The sequence below is a fragment of the Burkholderia sp. RF7-non_BP4 genome, assembly GCF_001521935.1.
GTDB classification, from domain to species: Bacteria; Pseudomonadota; Gammaproteobacteria; order Burkholderiales; family Burkholderiaceae; genus Burkholderia; species Burkholderia diffusa.
Genome location: NZ_LOTA01000024.1, coordinates 1 through 1639, shown reverse-complemented (window position 1 = coordinate 1639; position 1639 = coordinate 1). Strand labels below are relative to the sequence as shown.

Here is a 1639-nt window from a genome sequence, read left to right as displayed (position 1 = left end):
GGCCGAGGCTGTGTAAAAACAGCAGCGTCGGGCATAGAGCACCGGCGTCAGGGGATTCGCGCGGCGCCACTGTGCTCAGCGTAAGTTGAACGTACGCCGGTTAGCGGTGCCAGCGCGCGAACTCACGCGCCGACCAGCTTCATCGCACCCATCGCTTTTTCGAACCCGAGGATCTTGATGACGCGCTTGAAGTTGTAGGCCAGGACGTGCAAGCTCATTTCAGTCGCGACGCGACCAATGGTACGTGTCTGGAAGTGCGTCGATCCCATCCAATACTTTAAGATACCGAACACATGTTCGACGGTCCGGCGACGTATCGTCATCACGTTTGGCTGACGATCTAGCCGCTGCTGCATAGCCTCCAGCACCGCTTCATGCTCCCAGCGCCGGATGCGCCTGTAATCGGCCGGCGTGCACTGGTTCTTCAGCGGACAGCGCGGGCAGGCGCTACTCCAGTAGGTACGCAGTGTCAGTCCACCACGCTCGATCGAACTGTATCGGTAAGTCGCGCGCTGCCCCGCTGGGCATTGATACTGGTCGTCTGTGGCGACGTAGATGAAGTCGCCACGATCGAACCGCCCATCAGCCTTTGCACCAGAGGTTAGTGATTTTGGCACCATCGCCACGATGCCGGCGTCATCGCACGCTTTGATTTCCGGTGCGTTGAAATATCCGCGATCCGCCAGCGCCTTAACTTTCCTCTTCCCCATGGCATCACGTGCGGCCTTCGCCATCCGGCTCAACTGCGTCCGGTCGCTGCCAACGTTCGTGACTTCGTGCGTAACGATGAGATGATGTCTGGCGTCGACGGCGACCTGCACGTTGTAGCCAACCACGCCCGTGCCTTTGGCCTGCGAGATCATTGAACGCGAGTCGGGATCCGTTAGCGAGATCTGTTTTTCGGGCAGATTTTTCAGTATTTCTCCTGCCCGAGCCAAGTCACGCATCTGCTCGCGCAGCATGTCGATCTTCTCACGCAGCCGTTTCGTTTTCGTTTCGACTTCGACCGGTTGCGTACGGTCCGCCGTCTCAAGTGCATCCAGGTAACGCTGAATGCTTTGCTCGATCTGTTCCTGACGCCTCTCGATCTTGTTGGGCGTAAAGTTCTGATCGCGGCTGTTGACCGCCTTGAACTTGCTGCTGTCGATGGCAACGATTGCATGTGTGAACAACTTCAGATCACGGCACAACGTTACAAACCGTCGGCATACATTGCGTATGCCTTCGCCGTTGCCTCTCCTAAACTCCGCGATCGTCTTGAAGTCCGGCGCGAGCCGACCGGTCAGCCACATGAGCTCGACATTGCGCTGACATTCACGTTCCAGACGCCGGCTCGACTGCACTCGATTGAGATAGCCGTAGATGTAGATCTTGAGCAATACCGCCGGGTGGTAAGAGGGCCGGCCCGTGGCCGCCGGCGTGGCGCTCTGGAATCCGAGCGAGATCAGTTCAAGTTCGTCTACAAACGCGTCGATGATCCTGACTGGATTGTCCTCGGCGATGAAGTCATCGAGACATTCCGGAAGCAACGTGACTTGCTTGCGGTCCTCGCCTTCGACAAATCGCCCCATCGTCGCCTCTCTTCGGAACGGGTTGATTCAGTCTAGGCGATCGAACGCGTTTTTACACAGCCTCGGCC

Annotated in this window: 1 protein-coding gene; it reads right to left on the bottom strand. The window is 57.9% G+C overall.

Going from position 1 to position 1639, the window contains the following annotated elements; all coding sequences use genetic code 11:
* Positions 1–122 precede the first annotated feature (122 nt).
* Positions 123–1571, bottom strand: coding sequence for an IS1182 family transposase (locus tag WS49_RS08295; protein WP_059526381.1), 1449 nt, complete (start codon positions 1569–1571; stop codon positions 123–125).
* Between the last annotated feature and the right edge of the window lie 68 nt (positions 1572–1639).